Source organism: Variovorax sp. 10N420 (genome assembly GCF_056394705.1).
The window spans coordinates 490,333-503,441 of sequence record NZ_JBFTIJ010000001.1 but is presented as its reverse complement, the minus strand read 5'-3'; the positions used below and the strand labels follow the sequence as shown (position 1 = coordinate 503,441).

Sequence of the window (13,109 nt, the reverse complement as noted above, 5' to 3'; positions counted from 1 at the left end):
GGTGGTCTTTCAGTTCTGGCCCGGCGATCGGCCCGGCGATTGCCCCGTCAGTGCCGTCTGAAGGTTCGTTTCGGCAATCCAGTAATCACGCAGCGCATCGATGTACGCCGTGACGCTGGTGATCTGCTCTCGCGCATCGGCCAGAAGCTCGAAGACGCTGATGAGCATGCCGTTGTAGCGAAGCAGGTTCTCGTCGGAGATGCGCTTCTTCAGCGGCACCACCTCGTCGCGGTAATGCCTGGCGAGGTCGTAGGCCGTGCGATAGGCGGCGTACGTTTCCCGCACTTCCGATTGCGCATTGAGCGCCACTTCCGAGGCGCGCTGCATCGACTGCATGTAGATCGCTTCGGCGCGTGCGGTGCGCGTCGTTCCGAAATCGAAGAGCGGCAGTTCGAGTTCGATGTCATACCCGTTCTCTCGCGCTTCGCCCGTCTGGCTCTTGTTGGCATAGCCCAGTTGCAGGACGTTGACCCATCGCGTCGCCTGCGTCAGGCCGAGTGCCTTCGCGCTGGCTTCGGATCTTCGCTTGGCAAGCTGAACGTCAAGCCGCTTGTCCATCGCCGTCTGTTCTGCGTCCTTGGACTGCATCTGCTCTTTCGGCAGATCCGGCAGGCGCTCGGGAAGCTGCAAGGCGTTCGGACCGCCCGGCAGGCCGAGCAGCCGGACGAGACGCTCCCGATCGGCAGTCGCCTGATGTTGGGCACGCGCCAGCTGCGAAATCGCGTCCGCATGGAAGGACTGCTCGCGCATCTGCGACAACTTGTTGAAGTTGCCGGCCTCGGCCATGCGCCGTGCCAGTTCATTGGAAGCGTCCGCGGCTTCCTTGACGCGCTCGTAGTACCTGACGAGGTCCTGCGAGGCCACTGCGCCGAAGAACGTCTTGCGCGTGTCGGCGGCAAGCGCCACGGTGCTGGAAGCCGCTTGGTACTGGGCTTGTTCGAAGCGGCGTTGCTCCACCTCCTGGGCGAGAGGCATCGTCAGCAGGCCCAGGATGTTGAACAGGATGGAGCGGTCGATTTCGGTGACACCGCCGCCGCTCAGCCGCCCGAAGCTGAATGATGGATTGGCGAGGCGCCCGGCCCGCACGAGGTCGGATTCGGCGATGCCGAGATCGGCATAGCTGGCCTGCAATCCGGGGTTGTTGAGAAGCGCGAGTTCAACCGCGCGGTCCGCCGTAAGCGGCTCACCCAGGATTTCGCTGGTGCGCCTCTGGACGGAGTCGGCGTCCGAAGGCGTGCGCTGCCATTTGGCAATTTGCCCGGTGCGCTCCTTCGTCAGTTCGGCGACCTTGTCAAAGCCGCCGTCTTTCGAGAAGGAGGCGCAGCCAGCAAGAACGAGCAGCGTCGCGCCCGCAAATGTCTTGACGTAGATTTTCATTTTGGAAGCATCTGAATCGTTGGCGCGGGCGCGGGCCCGGCCAACCATGGCCCGCGCGATGGACGCGCGAGCGCCTTGTGGCCTCGCGTAGGAGGCCCTGTCAGGTCAGATGCTTCGTGGAGGGCGTTCCTGGCGCTCCGGGAGATAGCCCGGAGAGGGAACGCTAAGGGCCGGAAAGACGACCGGCGCAAGGTCCTGCGGCGCTGGCACGCTGGGCCAACTGCTCGCGAGCGGGGTCAGGGAGCACAGGTCGCAGCAGAGGTTGCATTGCTGGGACGTCTCTAAGGAATTGCCGTGCTGATCGTGAGCATGTTTCGCATGTTTCGCATGTTCGGCGTGATCGCCATGGGCGTCATGGTCGCCATGATCGGCTGCAGCGGCCGATGCGTGCGCCTGCACAGGCGCGTGCATCTGCGGTTCGGCCATCGCACCCCGCAGCGGTAGCGACACGGCGAGCAGAAGCAGCAGGAAGATGCGAAGGAATTTCACTGGAACGATGGGAGCGCAGGGCCGCAAATCTAAAGCTTGCCACTGTGGCAAGGTCAAGGACTCGCTGGCCTACGTCCGATCAGGACAACGGTTGATTTCGATAGTGGCATGCACGACCTCCTCATGCACCGACAGCCAGCTGCGAACCGCATCGGGAGTCAGCTCTTCATCGTGAGTGACCACGCTCACGGCGCAGGCGTAGGTCGCCTTGCCGACGCGCCAGACGTGGAGGTCGGTCACGCGAGTCTCGGTCGCGTGACCCTGTTCTTCGATGACTTCGCGGATTTCGTCGACCACCGGATGATCCATTTCGCGGTCGAGCAGTACCTTGCTCGTATCGGCGATCAGCCGCTTGGCCCAGAGCGCCACGACGATCGCACCCACGATGCCCATGACAGGGTCGAGCCAGGACCAGCCGTAGAGCCAGCCGCCCACGAGGGCGACGATGGCGAGCACCGATGTTGCGGCATCGGCAACCACGTGGACGTACGCCGACTTGAGATTGAGGTCGTGATGGTGTTCATGACCGTGCTCGTGCCCGTGCCCGTGCGCAGGTGCGTGAGCGTGATGGTCATGATGCTCACCGCCGTGATGATGGGCAGCCCCCAGAATGAATGCCGACACGATGTTCACCAGCAGCCCGAGCGCACCAATGACGATGGCCTCGCGGTAGTGGATCGCGGCAGGGGAAATGAGCCGCTCGACCGAGCCGGCGACCATCAGCGCGGCAACCACCAGAAGAAAGATCGCACTGGCGAATCCGCCCAGCACTTCGATCTTCCAGGTGCCGAAAGCGAAGCGTCGGTCCCTGGCGTGGCGCCGGGCGGCGGCGTAGGCGAAGGCGCTCAGCCCAATCGCGACCGCATGCGAACTCATGTGGAAGCCGTCGGCCAATAGCGCCATCGAGTTGTAGGCCCAGCCGGCAGTAATTTCGGCCACCATCATGATGGCCGTGATCCACATCACGAGCTTCGTGCCGCGTTCGCCGGCGGCGTTGCCTTGATCGAACTGGTGGTCGTGTTGCCACGGGCTCAGGTCGTGGGTGTGCATGGCAATCGTCCTTCCGTCAGCGCTTCGGCCTCAACGTGATGGTGAGCCGCGCTGGAACCGTGCCGTCGACGTCTCGGGGGAGTTTCTCGGTTTTTTGCAGGGCTCGCAACGCAGCCTCGTCCCAGTTCGGCAAACCGCTCGACTTGTTGAGCGTCGGTGTTCCGACGATGGTTCCGTCGGGCGCAAGTCGAACGTCGAACTCGGCTGCTGGATTGCCGCTGACCAGATCCGCATCAGGAAATACCACGTTCGGACGTACTGCCGCGTTGACCTTGCCGCCATAGCTTCCAGAGGGGCCCGAAGCCTTTGCCGCCGCACCTTCGCCACCGGTACCGGCCATCGCCTGCATGCGCTTGAGCGTCGCCGCGCGATCCGCAGCGGCTTGGGCCGCTTGCTTGGCTTCGGCTTCCTTCTTCTTCGCGGCTTCGGCCTGCTTGGCCTCGGCTTCTTGCTTGCGCTTCAGTTCGGCCTGCTTCTGTTGTTCTTCCTTCTTGCGCTCGGCTTCGTCTTCTGCGCGCTGCTTCGCTTCGGCCTCTTTCTTTTCCTGCGCTGCCTTCTTGGCGGCGTCGAGCTTCTTCTGCTGCTGTGCCTGCTGCTCCAGTTCGCGCTCCTTCTGCTCTTTTTGTTCCTTGAGTTTCTTCTCGCGTTCGAGGGCGATGTCAGGCGCGCGCGGCGTCGGCGTGGGCTCCGGCGGCTTCACCGCTTGCGGCGGCGGAGGCGGGGGCGGCGGCGGAGGAGGGGCGGGAGTCGGCGTCGGCACCGGTGGCGTAGGTGTTGGCGCGACAGCTCGCGGCGCAGCCTGCTGAACCGTCGATGACCACAGCTCGGCTTCCACCGCGTCGTTCTCGGCCTCCCGGCGCCAGTTGACGCCCCAGGTCAGGGCGGCGATGAGCAGCGCATGCGCGATCAGCGCCAGCACCACCGCGCGCAACGTGCCGCGCTGCGGCGGCGGCGCGAATTCGGGGCGATCTGAGGCGAGCGACATGCCTTACTTCGCGCCCGTGGTCTGCACCGACAGGCCGACGCGCTCGATACCGCTGCGCTTGAGCTGGTTCATCGCCTTGACGACGGTCTCGTACTTGACGGTCTTGTCGGCGCTGATGACCACCGGGCGTTCCGCGTCGCCGCCTTGCGCCGTCTTGGCCGCCGCGCCGATCTGTGTCATCGGGATCGAGCTGCCACCGCTGCCGGTGGACGGGTCTTTCTTGATCTGCACTTCGTCGTCGCTCTTGATGACGATCTCGATCGGCTTGTCGGGCTGCTTGTTGGCGCGATCGACCGTGGGCAGGTTGATCACGCTCGGCGTGATCAGTGGCGCGGTGACCATGAAGATGATCAGCAGCACCAGCATCACGTCGATGAACGGGACCATGTTGATCTCGTTGATCGTTCGGCGGCCGCGGCCGCGGGAGGACATGGCTGGCATGGCGAGGTGCTCCGCTTCAGCGGCCGGTGGCCGCGGTGACGGATGCCGGATGCACGTGCGCCGTCAGGTTGCGCTGAAGGATGTTCGAGAACTCTTCGATGAAGGTCTCGAGTGCGATGGCGATCTTGTCGATTTCGCGCGCAAAGCGGTTGTAGGCGACCACCGCCGGAATGGCCGCGAAGAGCCCGATGGCAGTCGCGACCAGCGCTTCGGCGATGCCGGGTGCGACCGTCGAAAGCGTGACCTGCGCAAGCGCGGCGAGCCCTGTGAAGGCATGCATGATCCCCCACACGGTGCCGAAGAGGCCGACGTAAGGCGAGACAGAGCCGACGGTTGCGAGAAAGGAGAGGTTCTGTTCGACAGCGTCGAGTTCTCGCTGGAAGCTCGCGCGCATCGCGCGGCGTGCGCCGTCGAGCAGCGTGCCCGTGTCCGACACGTGGCGCTCGCGCAGCTTTTGGTATTCGCGCATGCCGGACGCGAAGATGCGTTCCATCGGGCCGGCGAACTTGGCGTTCTGCGCGGCCGAGGAGAACAGTTCGTTCAGGCTCGTGCCGGACCAGAAGTCGCGCTCGAAATCTTCGTTGAGCGATCGGGTTCTCTTCAGCGCAAAGTACTTGCGGAAGATCGCGGCCCAGCTCGCGACGGAAACGACGATGAGCAGCAGCACGACGAGCTGCACGGGGATGCTGGCGTGCAGCAGCAGGGAGATGATCGAGAGGTCTTGATTCATGGCTTGAGAGGTTGAGACATGGAGCGCGCGTAGCGCTCGAGGGTTCCCGAAACTTGAGGGGGGATGCGCGCGGGCCGCAGTGTGTCGGCCAGGACCCAGCCGATGCGGATCGTGCCTTCGCACAGGAGCGTGGCGTGCGCCATCTCGCCCTCATCGGCGTCTTGCTCTGTTTTTGATAGCACGCGCTGGGCGATTATGAGTGACGCGGAGCCGATCTGGCGAAGCTCGGCTGTAACGAGCAGTTCATCATCGAGCCGTGCCGGGCGGTGGTATTTGAGCTGCGTTTCGCTCACGACGAAGATGCCGCCGGTTTCCTCGCGCAAACGCCCTTGGGCAACGCCGAGCGAGCGCAGCCATTCGGTGCGCGCGCGTTCCATGAACTTGAGGTAGTTGGCATAGAACACGATGCCGCCCGCATCGGTGTCTTCCCAATAGACGCGGATGGGCAGCGCAAAGCTCATGCGGGAATGGCGGCGCCCGCCCAGGCTCGCAGCCGCGCAATCGATTCTTCGAGGTGCGCCATCGAGCTGGCCGTCGAAAAACGGATGAAGCGCGACGTATCGGCAGCGCCGAAGTCGCGGCCCGGAGTGACGGCGACGTGGGCCTGCTTCATGGCTTCGAAGGCGAAGTCCCAACTGCCGGAGATGCCGAGCTTCTCGGCAAAATCGCTGCAGTCGGCCCAGGCGTAGAAGGCGCCGTCGGGCACCACGGGCACCTTGAGGCCGAGCGCGTCGAGTTGCGGAATGAACCAGTCGCGCCGCGCTTTGAACTCGGCACGGCGGCGTTCGTATTCGGTGATGCTCTCGGGCTCGAAGCAGGCAAGCGCGGCGTATTGCGACACCGTGCTCGCGCAGATGAAAAGGTTCTGCGCCAGGCGTTCGATGGCAGGCACCAGCGAGTCCGGCACCACCATCCAGCCAAGACGCCAGCCGGTCATGTTGAAGTACTTGCTGAAGCTGTTGATGCTGATGACCTGATCATCGATGGCGAGCGCGGTCTGCCCGAAGGCGTCGTCGTATGAAAGTCCCAGGTAGATCTCGTCGACGAGCGTGATGCCGCCGCGACGGCTGACGACCTCATGAATGCGGCGAAGTTCGTCGGGTGCGATCGATGTGCCCGTCGGATTCGAAGGCGATGCCAGCAGCACGCCGCGCGTGCGGTCGGTCCATGCTTCTTCGACCTTGGCGGCGCTGAGCTGAAAGCGCTCGGCGGCGGTGGTCGGCACCAGCACCGCGCGGCCGTCGGCGGCGGTGACGAAATGGCGGTTACAGGGATAGCTCGGATCAGGCAACAGCATCTCGTCGCCGGCTTCGATCAGGGCAAGGCAGGCCAACTGCAGCGCGGCCGAAGCGCCAGCCGTGATGACGATCCGGCGTGCCGGCACTTCGACGCCAAATCGTTGGGTGTACCAGTGGCTGATGCGCTCGCGCAGGTGGTCGAGGCCAGTGGCCTGCGTGTACTGCGTTGCCCCGGCGCGCACTGCGCGGGCGGCGTGTTCCTGCACCAGCGGAGGTGCCGTGAAATCCGGCTCGCCGATGTTGAGGAAGATCATCGGCCGGTCGGTGAGAGCCACTTCGCGAGCGAGCTTGGACGCCGCCTTGGCGACCTCCATCACATAGAAAGGTTCGATGCGCTCCGCGCGCTTCGAAATCCTCATGGCTTTGCCTTTCCGCTCGCGCGATCGGCCTCGACTTCAAGCGCGCGCAATTGCGGTGCAACGCCGTTGAGCACGGCATTCACATACTTGTGGCCGTCGGTACCGCCAAACTCCTTGGCGAGCTCAATGCATTCGTTCAGGACCACGCGCCAGGGCACGTCGGGGCAGTTCTGAAACTCATACACGCCGATCCACATCACGGCATGCTCGACCGGCGAAATCTCCTCGAGCTTGCGGTCGAGCAGCGGCACGATCAGTGCGTCGAGCTGTTGCGCAGTCTCGATCGATCCATGCAGAAGCGCGTCGTAGTGCGCAGCGTCCGCCTTGTGAAAGCCGGCCAGATCACGCGTGAATTCGTCGATCGCCGCCGGTTCGTTGTGGCCTACCAGATGCTGATAAAGCGCTTGCAATGCGAACTCGCGAGCGCGGCTGCGCGTGGATTTGGCCGAAGCCTTTCGCGCGCCGGTGCTGGTGAGGCCCGTGCGGGTTTGGCGTGGCTTGCCGCCCGGGCTTTTGGTGTCTTCGGTCATGAGAGGGTGGCGAGCAGTCGCGCCATTTCGACGGCGACGCGCGCAGCGTCGCGGCCTTTGTCGGTCTGGCGCGCGATCGCCTGTTCGAGGTTTTCGGTCGTGAGGATCGCGTTGGCGATCGGAAGGCGATAGTCGAGCGCCAGGCGGCTCACGCTGGCGCCTGATTCGTTCGCGACCAGCTCGAAGTGATAGGTCTCGCCACGAATGATGCAGCCCAGCGCAACGAGCGCGTGATAGCGGTTGCGCTCGGCCATGGCCTGCAGCGCGACTGGGACTTCGAGCGCACCGGGCACGCTCACGTGGTCGATGTCGGACTTGGCGACGCCCAGCGCGGCGAGTTCGCCCAGACAGGCTTTGGCAAGCGCATTGGTGATGTCTTCATTGAAGCGCGCCTGAACGATGCCGATGCGCAGCCCCTTGCCGTCCACTTCGAGGTCGGCGCCCTTGTTCGCGTGCTGCATCAGGCGGTCCGCCTTGTGTGTGGGTGGTTCATTGTTCGTCGTCCTTGGAGAGGTAGCCGGCGATTTCGAGCCCATAGCCCGCCGCCATGCTGGGCATGCGACGCGGCGTGCCCAGAAGATTCATCTTGTGCACGCCGCATTCACGCAGGATTTGCGCGCCGATGCCGTAGCTGCGCAGGTCCATGCGACCGCGCTCGGGCGCCTGCGCCGGGCGCGCGGTGCCGTCGAACTGCGACAGCAACTCGGCGCCGGTTTCTCCGCAGTTCAGCAGCACGGCAACGCCTTTGCCTTCTGCCGCCAGGTGCGCGAGGCTGGCATCGAGGCTCCAGGAGTGCAGGGCGCGATTGCGTTCGAGCGCGTCGAGCACCGAAAGCGGCTCGTGTACGCGCACGTCCACGGTGTCGCTGGCGTTCCATTTGCCGCGGACCAGCGCCAGGTGCACGCCGTTGCTCGGCTTGTCCTTGAACGCGTGAGCGGTGAAGGGGCCCCAGGCGGTCTCGATTTCGCGGCATCCCACTTTTTCGACCAGCGATTCCGTGCGGCTGCGGTGTTCGATCAGGGCAGCGATGGTGCCGATCTTGATGCCGTGCTCGGCCGCGAAGAGCTGCAGGTCGGGCAGGCGGGCCATCGTGCCGTCTTCGTTCATCACCTCGCAAATCACCGCGGCTGGTGAGCACCCCGCCATGCTGGCGAGATCGCAGCCCGCTTCGGTATGGCCGGCTCGCATGAGCACGCCGCCGTCGACGGCCTGCAGCGGAAAGATGTGCCCCGGCTGGACGAGGTCGGCAGCGACGGCATTCGGCGCGACCGCGGCCTGCACGGTTCGAGCACGGTCCGCCGCCGAGATGCCGGTCGTCACGCCTTCGGCCGCTTCGATCGACACGGTGAACGCGGTGGAATGCTTGGCGCCATTGCGAGCCACCATGGGCGGCAGCTGGAGCCGCTCGCACATTTCGCGCGAGAGCGTGAGGCAGATCAGCCCCCGGGCATGGCGCGCCATGAAGTTGATGGCCTCGGGCGTCACGTGGTCGGCCGCCAGGACGATGTCGCCTTCGTTCTCCCGGTCTTCCTCGTCGACGAGGATCACCATGCGGCCAGCGCGCAGCTCGGCGACGATGTCCTCGACCGGCGAGATGGATGCCGGGGCGCGGACGCCCCGCGGGGCTCCGATGGGCGTGACGGAGGCGTTCATGGCGCGTTGTCTTTCTTTGGGAGGGGAAGGGCGCCCGCCTGGAGCATGCGCTCCACGTAGCGCGCGACAGTATCGATTTCGAGGTTGACGCGGCTGCCCTTCCTAAGGCTGCCGAGGGCAGTGTTTTCGACCGTATGGGGGATCAGGTTGATGCTGACTTCGCTTCCGTCCGGGCCGTCGCTCACGCTGTTGACCGTGAGGCTGACGCCGTTCACGGTGATCGAGCCCTTGTAGGCGAGGAAGCGGGCGAGGGCCGGCGGAGCCAGTACGCGAAGCTCCCAGCTTTCGCCGACCGGCGCGAAATGGCTGACCGTGCCGATGCCATCGACGTGGCCGGACACGATATGGCCCCCCAGCCGGTCATTGGCGCGCAGAGCCTTCTCGAGATTGACCCGCGCGGCTTCTTCCGACAGCCCGGCCGTCTTGTCGAGCGATTCGGCCGAGATGTCGATGGTGAAGAGTTGCTGCGGAGGATCGAGCGTGGTGACGGTCATGCAGGCGCCGTTGAGCGCGATGCTGTCACCGAGGCCCACGTCGTCGAGATAGCCGTCAGGCACCGCGATGCTGAGCCGCTTGCCGTGGGATGAAGAACTGCCGAGGTCGTGGACTGCGGCGATGCGCCCCACGCCGGTGATGATTCCGGTGAACATCGCGGCATTTTCGCAGAGATGTGGGGCGCGGCGGCGGGCACGCCTTAGAAAGCGTCCCGGCCTGCGATTCGGGCCAGGATCCGGATGTCGGCTCCGAAGCGATCGACGGAGCGGAAATCCAGCGCGAGGGCCCCCGACAGCGCGGTCAGTGGTCCTTCGGCAAAGGGGTGGCTTGCCATTTCCAGGCCGTCGCCAAGAAATTTGGGCGCCAGGTACAGCAGCATTTCATCGACCAGTCCTTCGCGGATCAACGAGCCGTTGAGCTTGTGACCGGCTTCCACATGCAGTTCATTGATTTCGCGAACGGCGAGATCGCGCAGCATGGCGGAAAGATCCACCTTGCCATCGGCGTTGGGCAGGACCGTGATCGTGGCACCCCGCGCCTCCAGGGCTCGGGCTTTGGGCTCGTCCCTGCTCGCGGCGTAGATCCAGATCTTGCGGCCCGGGACGCCGAAGATCTTCGCCTCGGGCGGCGTTTGCAGGCGGCTGTCCACCACCACCAGATGCGGTTGTCGGGATGTTTCGACCAGGCGCACGTCCAGGCGCGGGTCGTCGTCGATCAGCGTGCCGACACCGGTCAGCACGGCGCTCGCTCGCGCCCGCCATGCATGGCCGTCAGCGCGGGCGGGTTCCGAAGTGATCCATTGGCTCACGCCATTGGTGAGCGCCGTCTTGCCGTCGAGCGAGGCCGCAACCTTGAGGCGCACCCACGGCGTCTTGCGCACCATGCGGCTGAAAAAACCGATGTTGAGTTCGCGCGATTCCGCGGCGCCAGGCCCGACCACGACTTCCACGCCGGCGGCGCGAAGACGCTCGAAGCCCTTGCCACCGACGAGAGGGTTCGGGTCCGAGACGGAAGCAACCACACGGCGAATGCCCGCCGAGACCAAGGCGTCACAGCAAGGGGCGGTGCGGCCGTGATGCGAGCAAGGCTCCAGCGTGACGTAAGCCGTCGCGCCCGCGACCGAATGACCTCTTGCAGCAGCGTTCTGCAAGGCCATCACCTCGGCATGCGGGCCTCCCGTGCGCTGCGTATGGCCGATCCCGATGACCTCGCCTGCGGCGTCCGTCAGGACGCAACCCACGCGCGGATTGGGATCGGTGAGATAGCGCGCTTCGAACGCGAGTTGTTGCGCAGCGGCGATCTGCTGTTCATCGGCATTGAGTGGGGGCACGGAAGCAACCATGTAGTCGAACGGAGTACCGCGGAGCGAGAGTCTGAGGGACATCGCGGGACGCACCGGCCGAATCATACGAGCGGTAGAAAAACCGGGATAAACGGCGAAGGCTCGTCATTAGACTGCGCGGCCAAAGAGGGAGAGGAAAAATCATGGCGTTAAGCAAACGTCCGGCCGGAGGCTTTTCGCTGATCGAGGTGCTCGTCTCGATCGTCGTTCTCAGCCTTGGATTGCTGGGCATGGTGGGGATGTTGTTGACATCCGTGAGGAGCACCAGCGAATCGGCGTCGTTCACCGAAGCGGTCAACCTCGTGCGTGAGCTTTCGGAGAAGACGCGCGTCAACAAGAATGTCGCGGCGCGAAATGCCCGGGCCAATCCTTATCTGGTCGACCTCAAGAGCACGGATGTGCTTCCGGGGCAGGGCGGCACCTGCGTCGGCATGGATGCCGCATGCGACGAGGCGAGCCTGGCGGCATGGGACATGGAGCAGTGGGTCGAACGTGCCAGACTTGCTCTCCCGCGGGCCCACGTGGTCGTGTGCTTCGATGACGCCGTGGTGAGCGAAGAAGGGGAAGATTTCCGATACGTGTGGAACTGCAGCGACCAGGGCCGCAACCTCGTCGTCAAGCTGGGCTGGGTGCCCCGAATCGGCAGCGAAGACGAAATGGCCCAGCGAGAGCCTCGCATCGTCATGCAGCTGATTCCGGGGCATAACTACGGCGATACCGAGAGCGACGGCGGGAGTTCCTGAATGGAGTCTCGATTGCGGCAACGCGGCGTGACGTTGATCGAGCTGATGATCGCCATGGCGGTCGGCTTGGTCATCGTGCTCGCTGCCTCGACGGCTTTTCTCGCAGGAAAGAGGCTGTTCAACACCAGCGCCGACGCCCAGGCGGTCCACGAATCGCTTCGCTTTGCGCGTCATGTGGTGCAGGGGCAGCTTCGTCAGGCGGGCTACTCGGACTATGCGCCTGACCACCTGACGGAGGGTGTTGTCGTCGGCGGCGGCGACGCAGCGCCGCTCGATGGTGCCGATGGTCTTTTCGACCTTCCTGTCGTGGGTGCCAGCAACACGGCAGTCGGCAAGAACGGCAACAGCTTCGGAGAGGACGACACCGACCTGAGCGCGGGCAACGACTCGCTTGTCGTTCGCTTCTTCGGCCGCAGCAGCGCCAACGATGCCGGCAAGGACGACGGGACCATCATCGACTGCCTGGGTGTGGCTCACGCTGGACCTGCCGAGGCTTCTCCCACCGGTGGCCGTGTGTCCAGCTTCTTCTTCGTGGCTCGCGCGGACGATGGAGAGCCCGAGCTCTACTGCAAGGCGCCATCCAGCACGGGGTCCTTGTATTCGCAGCCCTTGGCGCGCGGTGTCGAAAAATTCAAGGTCGTCTACGGGCATGACGGCGACGGCGACGGCGTGCCTGATGCGTGGCTCGAGGCCAGGGAGATTTCGGCCAAAGCTGCGGGCGGGGGGAGCGTCAATGGCGAGTGGCGCAAGGTCGTGGCAGTTCGCGTGGGCGTGGTGGCTCGGAGCAATCGCCGGAACGGTGACCTGAGACGAGTCAGCGACGAAGACTATCGGCTCTACCCCCTAGGCAAGGGTTTTGAAAAGATCTACTTCGATCCGCCGGACGACGGCCGCTTTCGTGCCGTTGCGACATTCACGGTCAAGCTGCGAAACGCAGCGAGGAATCCCGCATGAGTCGCGAATCGGGCTTCTCGCTGATCGTCGTGCTGCTCCTGTTGATCGTCGTCACCGTGTTGGGATTGGGTGCGGCGCAGCTTTCGGTCGTCGATGAAGTTGCGGCAAGGAATGATCGAGACAGGGAGATCGCCTTCCAGGCCGCGGAGGCGGCATTGATCGATGCCGAACTCGATGTTCTGGGACCGAACAAGCACACCTCTTCGCGTCTTTGCCTGTTCAACAGCAAGGATGTGGCGGCGTTCGTCCCGGGGTGCGGCAGCGCCGGAAATAACCAAGGCCTTTGCGCTCCCGCGCAAAGCGGCGCAACGCCGGCGTGGATGCGCGCCGATCTCTCGCCTGAAAGCCGCACATCGGTTGAATACGGCGCCTTCACTGGACAGAAATACGTGACCGGCACAGGCGCGACACCCGCTGCTCCGCCACGCTACGTCATAGAGGCCATGCGCAACAACGGGGGGTGGGAGTCCGATCGCCTTCAAAGCGCGAGTGCCGGCAAGACGACTTATCTATTTCGGGTCACGGCCATCGGGTTTGGTGTCAGGAAAGAAACGCAGGTGGTTCTACAGACGAGTTTGCACAAGCCAATCGTCAGTAGCGGTTGCCCATAAGAAGATCAGCAAGGGAGTTGAAATTGTTCGGGATTAGAGAAAATGATTTGAG

Annotated in this window: 16 protein-coding genes; 3 read left to right on the top strand and 13 right to left on the bottom strand. The window is 64.4% G+C overall.

Annotation, left to right across the window (positions count from 1 at the left end):
• Positions 1-9: 9 nt before the first annotated feature.
• The 13 genes from AC1DEK_RS02325 to ribD form a co-directional block, all read right to left on the bottom strand.
• Positions 10-1,377 (bottom strand): TolC family protein, encoded by a 1,368-nt coding sequence (locus tag AC1DEK_RS02325; protein WP_478123572.1) that lies wholly within the window; start codon positions 1,375-1,377, stop codon positions 10-12.
• Between the two features lie 105 nt (positions 1,378-1,482).
• Positions 1,483-1,788 (bottom strand): hypothetical protein, encoded by a 306-nt coding sequence (locus AC1DEK_RS02320; protein WP_478123979.1) that lies wholly within the window; start codon positions 1,786-1,788, stop codon positions 1,483-1,485.
• Between the two features lie 147 nt (positions 1,789-1,935).
• On the bottom strand, positions 1,936-2,916 hold the full coding sequence (gene dmeF, locus AC1DEK_RS02315; RefSeq protein ID WP_478123571.1) for a CDF family Co(II)/Ni(II) efflux transporter DmeF: 981 nt from the start codon (positions 2,914-2,916) through the stop codon (positions 1,936-1,938).
• A 16-nt stretch (positions 2,917-2,932) separates the two neighbouring features.
• Positions 2,933-3,901, bottom strand: coding sequence for a cell envelope integrity protein TolA (gene tolA, locus AC1DEK_RS02310; protein ID WP_478123570.1), 969 nt, complete (start codon positions 3,899-3,901; stop codon positions 2,933-2,935).
• A 3-nt stretch (positions 3,902-3,904) separates the two neighbouring features.
• Positions 3,905-4,342, bottom strand: a complete 438-nt coding sequence (locus tag AC1DEK_RS02305; protein ID WP_478123569.1) for an ExbD/TolR family protein — start codon at positions 4,340-4,342, stop codon at positions 3,905-3,907.
• A 16-nt stretch (positions 4,343-4,358) separates the two neighbouring features.
• On the bottom strand, positions 4,359-5,072 hold the full coding sequence (gene tolQ / locus AC1DEK_RS02300; protein ID WP_478123568.1) for a protein TolQ: 714 nt from the start codon (positions 5,070-5,072) through the stop codon (positions 4,359-4,361).
• A complete protein-coding gene (gene ybgC / locus AC1DEK_RS02295) occupies positions 5,069-5,533 on the bottom strand; it encodes a tol-pal system-associated acyl-CoA thioesterase (protein WP_478123567.1) in 465 nt (154 codons plus the stop codon). Before ybgC ends, tolQ begins: the two co-directional genes overlap by 4 nt.
• Positions 5,530-6,729 (bottom strand): pyridoxal phosphate-dependent aminotransferase, encoded by a 1,200-nt coding sequence (locus tag AC1DEK_RS02290; RefSeq protein WP_478123566.1) that lies wholly within the window; start codon positions 6,727-6,729, stop codon positions 5,530-5,532. The genes ybgC and AC1DEK_RS02290 overlap by 4 nt, the downstream gene beginning before the upstream one ends.
• Positions 6,726-7,259 (bottom strand): transcription antitermination factor NusB, encoded by a 534-nt coding sequence (gene nusB / locus AC1DEK_RS02285; protein ID WP_478123565.1) that lies wholly within the window; start codon positions 7,257-7,259, stop codon positions 6,726-6,728. Before nusB ends, AC1DEK_RS02290 begins: the two co-directional genes overlap by 4 nt.
• The gene (ribH, locus tag AC1DEK_RS02280) at positions 7,256-7,720 is read right to left on the bottom strand and encodes a 6,7-dimethyl-8-ribityllumazine synthase (RefSeq protein WP_478123564.1); all 465 of its coding nucleotides are present in this window, start codon (positions 7,718-7,720) and stop codon (positions 7,256-7,258) included. The genes nusB and ribH overlap by 4 nt, the downstream gene beginning before the upstream one ends.
• A 28-nt stretch (positions 7,721-7,748) precedes the next feature.
• Positions 7,749-8,912, bottom strand: a complete 1,164-nt coding sequence (ribBA, locus tag AC1DEK_RS02275) for a bifunctional 3,4-dihydroxy-2-butanone-4-phosphate synthase/GTP cyclohydrolase II (RefSeq protein WP_478123563.1) — start codon at positions 8,910-8,912, stop codon at positions 7,749-7,751.
• A complete protein-coding gene (locus tag AC1DEK_RS02270; protein ID WP_478123562.1) occupies positions 8,909-9,562 on the bottom strand; it encodes a riboflavin synthase in 654 nt (217 codons plus the stop codon). Before AC1DEK_RS02270 ends, ribBA begins: the two co-directional genes overlap by 4 nt.
• A 44-nt stretch (positions 9,563-9,606) precedes the next feature.
• Positions 9,607-10,749 carry a bifunctional diaminohydroxyphosphoribosylaminopyrimidine deaminase/5-amino-6-(5-phosphoribosylamino)uracil reductase RibD gene (gene ribD / locus AC1DEK_RS02265; protein WP_478123978.1) on the bottom strand — a complete coding sequence of 381 codons (1,143 nt, stop codon included), beginning with the start codon at positions 10,747-10,749 and terminating at the stop codon, positions 9,607-9,609.
• A gap of 143 nt (positions 10,750-10,892) precedes the next feature.
• Between ribD and pilV the strand changes: the two genes are divergently transcribed.
• The 3 genes from pilV to AC1DEK_RS02250 are packed head-to-tail and all read left to right on the top strand — an operon-like array spanning position 10,893 to position 13,057.
• Positions 10,893-11,492 carry a type IV pilus modification protein PilV gene (gene pilV, locus AC1DEK_RS02260; RefSeq protein WP_478123561.1) on the top strand — a complete coding sequence of 200 codons (600 nt, stop codon included), beginning with the start codon at positions 10,893-10,895 and terminating at the stop codon, positions 11,490-11,492.
• Positions 11,493-12,446: a PilW family protein gene (locus tag AC1DEK_RS02255; protein WP_478123560.1), complete on the top strand. Its 954-nt coding sequence runs from the start codon at positions 11,493-11,495 to the stop codon at positions 12,444-12,446.
• Positions 12,443-13,057 carry a pilus assembly PilX family protein gene (locus AC1DEK_RS02250; RefSeq protein WP_478123559.1) on the top strand — a complete coding sequence of 205 codons (615 nt, stop codon included), beginning with the start codon at positions 12,443-12,445 and terminating at the stop codon, positions 13,055-13,057. The genes AC1DEK_RS02255 and AC1DEK_RS02250 overlap by 4 nt, the downstream gene beginning before the upstream one ends.
• The last annotated feature ends 52 nt before the right edge of the window (positions 13,058-13,109 follow it).